Source organism: Desulfurococcus sp. (assembly GCF_049970475.1).
Classification (GTDB): Archaea; Thermoproteota; Thermoprotei_A; order Sulfolobales; family Desulfurococcaceae; genus Desulfurococcus; species Desulfurococcus amylolyticus.
This window is the reverse complement of the sequence record NZ_JBMFMW010000055.1, coordinates 1-8,183: the sequence shown is the minus strand read 5'-3', so window position 1 is coordinate 8,183 and position 8,183 is coordinate 1. Positions and strand designations below refer to the sequence as shown.

General features: G+C 46.8%; 12 protein-coding genes. 4 read left to right on the top strand and 8 right to left on the bottom strand.

Annotated features, from left to right (window positions below; translation table 11 throughout):
• Positions 1–36 precede the first annotated feature (36 nt).
• From ACP5N5_RS04555 to ACP5N5_RS04525, 7 genes are all read right to left on the bottom strand, one after another.
• Positions 37–726: a translation initiation factor IF-6 gene (locus ACP5N5_RS04555; protein ID WP_042667787.1), complete on the bottom strand. Its 690-nt coding sequence runs from the start codon at positions 724–726 to the stop codon at positions 37–39.
• A 79-nt stretch (positions 727–805) separates the two neighbouring features.
• The gene (locus tag ACP5N5_RS04550) at positions 806–1,084 is read right to left on the bottom strand and encodes a 50S ribosomal protein L31e (RefSeq protein WP_012608778.1); all 279 of its coding nucleotides are present in this window, start codon (positions 1,082–1,084) and stop codon (positions 806–808) included.
• A gap of 13 nt (positions 1,085–1,097) precedes the next feature.
• Complete coding sequence (locus ACP5N5_RS04545; RefSeq protein ID WP_012608779.1) at positions 1,098–1,256, bottom strand: 50S ribosomal protein L39e; 159 nt, start codon at positions 1,254–1,256, stop codon at positions 1,098–1,100.
• A gap of 10 nt (positions 1,257–1,266) precedes the next feature.
• Positions 1,267–1,620: a DNA-binding protein gene (locus ACP5N5_RS04540; RefSeq protein WP_042667788.1), complete on the bottom strand. Its 354-nt coding sequence runs from the start codon at positions 1,618–1,620 to the stop codon at positions 1,267–1,269.
• 30 nt (positions 1,621–1,650) lie between these two features.
• Positions 1,651–2,124, bottom strand: coding sequence for a 30S ribosomal protein S19e (locus ACP5N5_RS04535; protein ID WP_012608781.1), 474 nt, complete (start codon positions 2,122–2,124; stop codon positions 1,651–1,653).
• Between the two features lie 51 nt (positions 2,125–2,175).
• Complete coding sequence (locus ACP5N5_RS04530) at positions 2,176–2,475, bottom strand: YhbY family RNA-binding protein (RefSeq protein WP_042667789.1); 300 nt, start codon at positions 2,473–2,475, stop codon at positions 2,176–2,178.
• The gene (locus ACP5N5_RS04525; RefSeq protein WP_014767995.1) at positions 2,421–2,753 is read right to left on the bottom strand and encodes a ribonuclease P protein component 4; all 333 of its coding nucleotides are present in this window, start codon (positions 2,751–2,753) and stop codon (positions 2,421–2,423) included. The genes ACP5N5_RS04530 and ACP5N5_RS04525 overlap by 55 nt, the downstream gene beginning before the upstream one ends.
• A 54-nt stretch (positions 2,754–2,807) precedes the next feature.
• Here ACP5N5_RS04525 and ACP5N5_RS04520 point away from each other — a divergent pair, with 54 nt between their 5' ends.
• From ACP5N5_RS04520 to thyX, 4 genes are all read left to right on the top strand, one after another.
• A complete protein-coding gene (locus tag ACP5N5_RS04520; RefSeq protein WP_428133351.1) occupies positions 2,808–3,512 on the top strand; it encodes a 16S rRNA methyltransferase in 705 nt (234 codons plus the stop codon).
• A 143-nt stretch (positions 3,513–3,655) separates the two neighbouring features.
• Positions 3,656–6,157 carry an anaerobic ribonucleoside triphosphate reductase gene (locus tag ACP5N5_RS04515; protein ID WP_428133349.1) on the top strand — a complete coding sequence of 834 codons (2,502 nt, stop codon included), beginning with the start codon at positions 3,656–3,658 and terminating at the stop codon, positions 6,155–6,157.
• 42 nt (positions 6,158–6,199) lie between these two features.
• On the top strand, positions 6,200–6,952 hold the full coding sequence (locus tag ACP5N5_RS04510) for an anaerobic ribonucleoside-triphosphate reductase activating protein (protein ID WP_428133347.1): 753 nt from the start codon (positions 6,200–6,202) through the stop codon (positions 6,950–6,952).
• Positions 6,952–7,851, top strand: a complete 900-nt coding sequence (thyX, locus tag ACP5N5_RS04505) for an FAD-dependent thymidylate synthase (RefSeq protein WP_428133345.1) — start codon at positions 6,952–6,954, stop codon at positions 7,849–7,851. The genes ACP5N5_RS04510 and thyX overlap by 1 nt, the downstream gene beginning before the upstream one ends.
• 42 nt (positions 7,852–7,893) lie before the next feature.
• On the opposite strand, the gene ACP5N5_RS04500 is transcribed toward thyX, so the two are convergent.
• On the bottom strand, positions 7,894–8,085 hold the full coding sequence (locus tag ACP5N5_RS04500; RefSeq protein ID WP_428133342.1) for a hypothetical protein: 192 nt from the start codon (positions 8,083–8,085) through the stop codon (positions 7,894–7,896).
• Between the last annotated feature and the right edge of the window lie 98 nt (positions 8,086–8,183).

The window sequence follows — 8,183 nt, the reverse complement described above, 5'->3', positions numbered from 1 at the left end:
ACATGTAGCCTGTAACCCTATATGTTTTAACCTCCACTACTCCCCACCTCCAAACCCCTTTCTAATCCTAAGTATCTCGGGACCCGTTGTATTGCCTCCTACAATTATACCGTGGTTATTGGCTAATAAACCACTCTTCACAAACGGTATTCCAGCGTTCACGGTTGCCCTTTCAACCCTTACCTTTAGGATTTCCTCTATGGTTTTTAAATCCCCATCACTAGCATCAGGGTGTACCACCCCACCCTGGTCATTTACTACGAGGAGGCTACCCGGTATTTCCAGGTTTAATAAGGGTAACTGAACTATTTCCACACCGAGGACACTACTTAAATCCCTTACAACATCTCTCTCAAACAACGTGCTTGCAATACACCCCTTGTTATTACATACTAGTAGGTTCCCGAGCGCAGTGAACCTCGAGCCCGAGACGTAGTGCACGATATCTATACCCTGCTCCCTAATCTGTTTTCTAAGAGACCCCAACTCATCATCGAATATTATCCTCGGCAGAATGATCGCGCTATCGTTACCAGCTATGAAGACACCATTCAACACTGTGCCAGCTATCCTGGACTCGATTATTCCCTTAACCTTTAATACCTCGATCATTTCCCTTTGATCACTACTACCTATCCCAGGGGGAAGAACCAGCATCTTACTATTCGTATACGCGTAGACCCCTATATTCGAGTTACCGAAGAAACTCATCCTGGTAATCTCCAATTAAAACCACCGACCCTTCCTGAAACACTGAGAAATATATTTATAGCTAGAGGATTAAATAGTTCTTTAAGTATTCAAGCTACTTAACTCTCTTGAGAAAAACCCTGGCCTCCTTCTCATTCTTATTGAACCTTATTTCAACAACTACTCTTCTAGGTGGTTTCTCGCGTCCACACGACCATATATACTTATTTAACTCTGGATCTAATATTATTTTTTCAGCATCCTTAAAGTGCCTGGCAACATATTTTCTCACCAATCTAATAGCTCTATCAGCCCTGTTCATGCGGCGTCCAAAGTATACCCTCTTCAATGGTATTACATGCACAGATTTAACCATACCCCCGGATTCGCTCATAGCTCAACCACCCCTAAATATTCTTAAGCTTACTCCTTCTCCAGTTCCTGAGGCTGAACCCCCTCCTAACCCTTAGACGGGTCTTAGCCGACACCCAGATCGGTATAGCCCTATTAGACTTCAAAGCAGCTGCAAGCCTAAGCTTCCTGGCAACGTGTTTGAATCTAGCCATGTTTAAACACCTATTTCCTCTTGAATTCTATCCTCGGTTCTCTATGTGTCTGCTCATATATTTCTGATAAAAGCCTCTTTAAAAACTCATCTGTTATAGGTATCTTCACACGCCCGCTTTGAGCCAGCGCTATTAACTGTTGTTCAAGCATTTCCGCGAGCTCTGGTTTAACAAGTCTTAAATTATTAAGTCTCTCCCTAGCCTCTGGTGTAAGGATCTTTCTGAGTGCTGCATCTATCATTTGACGTCTCTGCTTCTCCTCCTCCATACGGCGCTGCAGCTCAGCCAGCTTCCTCCTTCTTATAGCCTCAAGCTCCTCATCATATCCCTCGTTACCGTATTCGCTCCCAGTGTCTGAAGGCATCTAGTGGTCCCCGGGGCAATTATATTCTTATTAATGACTTGTCGGGGGAAGATACTTTGAAAGCTCTGGATTAGCACGACTCAGCTCCGAGAGTATCTCGAAGCTCAGCCTATCAAGCAGTGACTTCCCCTGAGGCGTGAGAATTCTACCCTTCCTTGTCCTTCTCACTAGCTGTGCCTGCTCTAATTGCTGCAGTATCTTCCTGATCGCATTGCCAGGAGCTCTAACAGTTCTCTCGGGGCGAACACCCCTGTTCTTCCTTCCACCATATTCTCTTCTAAGCTCCGTTAATCCCACTGGTTCACCGGCTTTATAGAGCTTCCTCAGTATGCTCGCCGCCCTGTAATACCACCATTCCGGATTAGTAGGCGGCTTCTCCTTATGCGAGCTGGTTTTAACAAACATGCTCCATGTAGGCGGCTTTACCTCTGGTACGTTTGCTTTCAAATACTCTACGAGCCTCTCAATTAGCTTGTCAGCTGGAACCTCTAATGCCGTAACCATTTACTCAATCACCCTATTGTAATCACTAAGTCTACATGCTTTAAAATACTTTTAACCATCCCCTTCACCCCTTATAAGCGTGATAGTGAAGCCCCTGACCTCGTATATCTTCCCACCTGTTAAACCAGCTATCTCCTCAGCCAGTCTATGTATATCGAAGCCCTCGCTCCTCCTATAGGATTTCAACACCTTTATCTTCACCACGCCGTGTTTCCGGAGCCTTAGCCTGACCTCCTCAATGAATCCCTGGGTTACCCCATTCTTACCTAGCTGTACATCGACTTTACCGGCTATCCTCAGCTTGATCTTCTCCCTGAGGCCTTTATCATATATCTCCTCACCCATCCACATTGCAGACACCTATAGACCAACCTGGACGACTTGCCACTACCCCTCACTCTTACACTAAGTGTTAAACCAGGTATTAATGGTATATGACACCTCCTACAATAACCCCTCCTAATGTACCTGGGAGGCTTAATCCTGGCTTTCCCAGCTATCTTAAGCATTATCTCGATGTATCTCCTCGCTAACTCGAAATCTCCTTCTCTAGCCCTTTCTACTGAGTACTTGTAGAGCAGTATCACCCGTTCCCTAGCAATCTCCCTTATATATTTTTCCCTATTCAAGAACCAGACCCCGCGTGGTGGAGTTATATAATTATATTCCACCACGGTATTAAATTGGAGAGAAAGGTGATTGAGCTGGGGAGGCTTAAGATAATACTCGTGGAAGCAGCATTAGAGACTATACCTCCAAGCATTGCATCACACCCAGTAGTGTTTAAAAACGCTGGTAAAAGAGGGAAAAGTCCCCATGAGATACTACTCGATGTAAGCATACATTACCACGCCATGAAGAAACTCCCATTGAAGCATAAGCGGGGTAGGCCGGATATCATACATTTAAGCCTGTTAGAGGCGTTGGAGAGCCCATTAAATAAAACCGGTAGAATGGAGATATACATACACACGATACAGGGGCACGCTATCTTCATTGATTCATCAACCAGGATCCCGAGGAACTACAATAGGTTCACAGGGTTAATGGAGCAGTTATTTAAGGAGGGAGAGGTTCCACCAGGCTCAGAGAAGCCGTTGCTCTATATCAAGACAATGCCGCTTGACTCGTTAATCAAGGCTATTGGGGCAAAGGGGCTGATACTCTTAAGTGAATCCTGCGTCCAGAGTAGCCTCGACAATGTGGTTGGGGAGGCATTGAACAATGGATTCGCCATAGGTATAGGTGGATTCCCCCATGGAGACTTCGAGGAGGACACTGTGAAACAGGCAGTCAAGTGTTACTCGATATATAGAGGTCCTCTTGCAACATGGATCGTGGTGTCGAGGATAATAGCTAGCGCTGAGAGATTACTCGGCATACTTTAGACGCAGATTTACTAATCCCAGTTAAGATCCTAGTCGAGATAATAACTTCGTTATCTACCAGTGGGTTACATCAGCCAACTCAATCCTGCTTAAATATCTTGTATTTCCTAGTATTTATCTTGAAGCCTTATCGGAGATGTCTTATGCAGTCAAGCAAGGTTGATACTGATATGAGAGATCCCTTTATAGAGTTTGTCAAATGGAGTAGTCTCGACGTAAACGAGAACGCTAATAAATACATGGGTCCAGGCAGCTTCTTCAGCTACCTGCTCGAGGAATACATGAAGCGCGACATACTAGGCTTGCTTCCAAGCCACATCCTTAAAGCACATAGGGATGGATTAATATATATTCACAAACTACCCCAGAGCATATACATACCCTACTGCACCGGGCATAGTATGGCAAGGCTACTTGAGAAAGGCTTGAAGACCCCTACAGTCATCTCCCGTCCAGCAAGACACTTCGACACATTCGTAGACCACGTGGCTAACTACCTGATCACACTCCAGCACTATTTCACAGGGGCGCAGGCTTTCTCCAGCGTCGAGTGGTACGCGGGTCCATTCATAAGGAGCGATGGATTAGACTACCGAGGGGTAAAGCAGAATATCCAGAGGCTACTCTATAATTTAAACTATCCAACCAGGATAGGTTTGCAAACCCCCTTCACGAACTTCACGATAATAATGGATGCATCGAGGAAAGCCCTCGAAGGAGACTACGCCGTCTACGATGGTAAGAAAACCGAGCCCCTTGGGGCATATGAGAAGGAGGCTAAAATCTTTCTCTTAGCCCTTTTCGAGAACTATATGAATGGGGACAGCGTAGGGCAACCATTCACATTCCCAATTCCCACCCTAATGACCACATCTAAACTACTCTGGGAGGATCCAGAGATATATGAAGCGGTATTCAAGACGGCTGCAAAACGCGGAAGCTTCTACTGGTTAAACACTAGGATAGTAGACCCGGACGCCAGTTATGCAATGTGCCTGCATAGCGGTGAGAAGATACCCATCAACAACGATGGCGAAGTACACGAGCTGACGATGGGAGAGCTGGTGGAGAAGTACGCTGGTGGAGTAGAGGCCGTGGACCCGGATGGAGCGACATGGTATAAGCCGGCTAGGGAGTTCAAGGTGCTGGCGTTCAACCCCGAAACAGGCGAGGTAAGCTGGAGGCCTGTGAAGAGAATCCTAGTGAAGAAGTCTAGGAAAGCCGTCAGAGTCCAGCTTAGTAATGGCAGGGGCTTTGTGGCCACGCCAGACCACCCAGTACTGGTCTACAGGAGGAACCACAGGAGATACGAGCTGAGGAAGGCCAACGACATACCGAAAGACAGTAAGCTACCAGTGTTACAGGCGGAAATCAGTGGTGAATACGTAGAGCTCAAAGGGGAAGTCGAGCTAGTGGTAGATGAGGAAAACCCCTCAATCGAGGCTTGGAAACATAGGATGAAGACAGGAAGTGTTGTGTGGGTCAGTATTAAGAGCATAGAAGAGGTGGAGCTTGAAAACGATGAACTGTTCGTCGACGTGGAGGTAGACGGGCCCCACTACTTCGTCCACAGCGGGGGCGTGATAACCCACAACTGCTGCAGGATTAGTATTCAGAAGAACGAGCTTCTCTACGCATACAACGGTGGCTTAACGTTCTCTTTAAGCTCGATTAAAAAAGACGTTGAGGAAGCTAGGGAAGAATATTGGAACAAGCTTGAGAAGCAGAGGTTCGGCGGGCTGTGGGCAATGCCCGATATAACTGGGAGCGTAAATGTTGTAGATATCAATATTCCGAGGCTGGCTCTAGAGGCTAGAGGTAATGACACCAGATTCTGGGAGCTCTACGATGAGGCCTTGAAGCTGGTTAGGGAGGCTGTAGACTGGTTTAGAGCTAGGTATGTGAAAATATTGAAAGAATACCCGAATTTCTACTATATGATCACAGAATATATGCCTGAATTCCCCTCATCGCACTTCAACACCATAGGATTAATAGGGCTCCCCGAGGCAGCCGCTATACTGCTGCAAGAGCCGAAGCTCTGGCTAGACGGAAATAGGAGCGATTGGCTCCGAGCAACAGAGTTGATGAGGAAGATGGTCGAGCACGCCACTAATACTGCTAGAAGATGGATGCGGGAGTCGGGCATCCCATGGAATGTTGAGGAGGTCCCAGCCGAGTCAGCCTCACCCAAGATGGCGGCTCTAGACATGAAGCTATACCCTGAACTAGCAGATTACTTACCAGACCCTGATAACCCTATATACTCGACCAGTATAGCCCCATACTATGCCCCTGAAATGGAGCTCCCCGATAGAATCGAGGTTGAGGCAAGAGTCCAGAAGTACTTCACGGGGGGCGTGATGATGCATATATTTCTAGCCGAGGAACCCGAGCCAGACGCATTGGCGAAGCTGGCTAAGAGAATCATGGATACCGATATCGTGTACTGGAGCTTCACCCCTGCATTAACATATTGCCCATCATGCGGGAGAACATACACCGGGTTATATAAATCATGCCCGAGATGTGGAAACGAGAACATCGAGGTATGGAGCAGGATTATAGGTTACTATAGGCCAATAAAGAACTGGAACCCCCAGAGGAGGAAGGAGTTCTGGACACGGAATCACTACGTCTTCTAAACACCGACTCGTTTTCTCGATTTTCTCGTCTGGTGGTTTCTCATGCTCATCAAACTGATTGGTAGCGGGTGGAAGAATACCAGCCTAGTTGACGTCCACGGCTCCGTAACCTTTACGCTATGGCTCTGCATGTGCAACTTGAAGTGTCCATTCTGCCATAACTGGAGGCTTGCAAGCAATGAGGGTTCAATATGTAAGCCCCTAGACATCAGTAGGCTCCTCGATGATCTCTCAGCAAGCAGGAGCTTCATAGACTATCTTCATGTAACCGGTGGAGAACCACTACTCCAATACACTGGCCTATCGTGGTTGTTTAAGGAGGCTAAGGAGATGGGTGTGGCAACTAGTTTAAACAGTAATCTAACCCTTTACATGCCCCTTAAGAAGCTGGTGGATCAAGGCGTCATTGACCATGTTGCAACAGACCTTAAGACCCCTTTCGACGAGTTATCAGGCCTCGGCGATGCATCGAATATATTATTTAAACAGTTCACGGAGTCGTTGAGACTCATAGTTGAGAAAAACATCCCCCTCGAGCTTAGGATACCGGTTGCCAAAAACTTAACGTTCAAGACGCTGGAGAAGACACTGGAATTCATCATGCCTACCCTCAGTAAACACGTGGAAAATACCGTTGTCATTGTGAACCCCCTCCTATCAAAGCCTCTCACTAATCCCCGTAGCGTAGAGTGGTGTGATAAATACTGTATGCCCAGCGAGGTAGAACTTGAAGGAGTCGCAGGTGTTTTTAGAAGGCTCGGGTTTAAGACCTTTATTAAAGAGGTGCCGAGGTAATGGAGAAATACCTACCGCGGGCCCTCCTCGTTGCACATTTACCTGATACAAGTAGGATTATAGCATCTGCTTCAAAGCTCACCCTATCACCAAGAGACTTCACCTCGATTACCGGGGATATGGATTATGTGAAAACCGAGGAGTGGATCAGGGAACTGGTTAAACGGGGACATGGCTCTCCACTTGAGCACTCGATATTCATATTCGAAGTGATATGTAGCAGGGTTTGCAGTCATCAACTAGTTAGACACAGACATGCCTCGTTCTCACAGCTGTCTCAGAGATACAGTGATAAATACCTGAGAAACATGGTGACGAAAATATTCGAGCACACCGGCAGAAATTCACGGGAAGCCGGTTTCAGAGAATACGTTGAGGCTATAGAGGGATTCCTAGATGCTGATCCAGGTTTCACCGAGTTATTGGAAGTCGTAGCTGAGGCGTTCATAATCCCGCCCAGCACGGTAAGGCTTAAGGATAAAGAATCCCTCAGGGCCATTATACAAGGAGTTAAATCCTACTATAAGGCACTCCTCAACGGGATTCCATATGAGGATGCAAGATACCTACTACCCCAGGCTGTGAAAACCAGACTACTTGTATCAATGAATGCCAGAGAGCTCATCGAGGTATTTATTCCACTGAGAACATGTGCCAGGGCACAGTGGGAGATACGCAGCATAGCCTGGCAGATACTAGGTGAGCTGAATAAGGTTGAACCATTATTATTCAAGTACGCTGGCCCACGGTGCATCCTACAAGACAATAGAAGTAGGAGTAAGCCATGTACACTTAAAGATTACCTTGAGGGAACATGTACACCCATCTTGGAGAGATGCCCAGAACTAGTGCCAAGGGAAAAAATACGGGAATGTATAAGTACCGCCTTAATAATTTAACATTCATACCCAGTATCGGTGATTATACATCTAGCGGTGGTCCTAGTTTCCAAGACCTATAACGGGCCGTGGAAAGGGGGCTTCGGGCTTCATAGGGTTTGATATTGAGTCCTCTGCGCTTGGCTTCACTGCCCTCGGTATTCGTATCACTGGGCTCCGCTCGCTCGGGGTGACCCCAGCCCACGGCTCGCCCTCATAGCTTTTCGAGGTCATAGCTGTGGGAAACCCCTGCACCCCGATTCACCTTCAACATACTCACTCTTCAATAAAAGAGTTCTATACCAACCTTCATAAACCTAAAAGTATGAAAACAGAAACAACAATCTGAGGCT

Bases quoted from the DNA above. Each gene is read 5' to 3' on its own strand.
- ACP5N5_RS04510 (WP_428133347.1), top strand. From the start codon at position 6,200: ATGCTCATCAAACTGATTGGTAGCGGGTGGAAGAATACCAGCCTAGTT.
- ACP5N5_RS04515 (WP_428133349.1), top strand. From the start codon at position 3,656: ATGCAGTCAAGCAAGGTTGATACTGATATGAGAGATCCCTTTATAGAG.
- ACP5N5_RS04545 (WP_012608779.1), bottom strand. From the start codon at position 1,256: ATGGCTAGATTCAAACACGTTGCCAGGAAGCTTAGGCTTGCAGCTGCT.
- thyX (WP_428133345.1), top strand. From the start codon at position 6,952: ATGGAGAAATACCTACCGCGGGCCCTCCTCGTTGCACATTTACCTGAT.
- ACP5N5_RS04535 (WP_012608781.1), bottom strand. From the start codon at position 2,124: ATGGTTACGGCATTAGAGGTTCCAGCTGACAAGCTAATTGAGAGGCTC.
- ACP5N5_RS04530 (WP_042667789.1), bottom strand. From the start codon at position 2,475: ATGTGGATGGGTGAGGAGATATATGATAAAGGCCTCAGGGAGAAGATC.
- ACP5N5_RS04540 (WP_042667788.1), bottom strand. From the start codon at position 1,620: ATGCCTTCAGACACTGGGAGCGAATACGGTAACGAGGGATATGATGAG.
- ACP5N5_RS04550 (WP_012608778.1), bottom strand. From the start codon at position 1,084: ATGAGCGAATCCGGGGGTATGGTTAAATCTGTGCATGTAATACCATTG.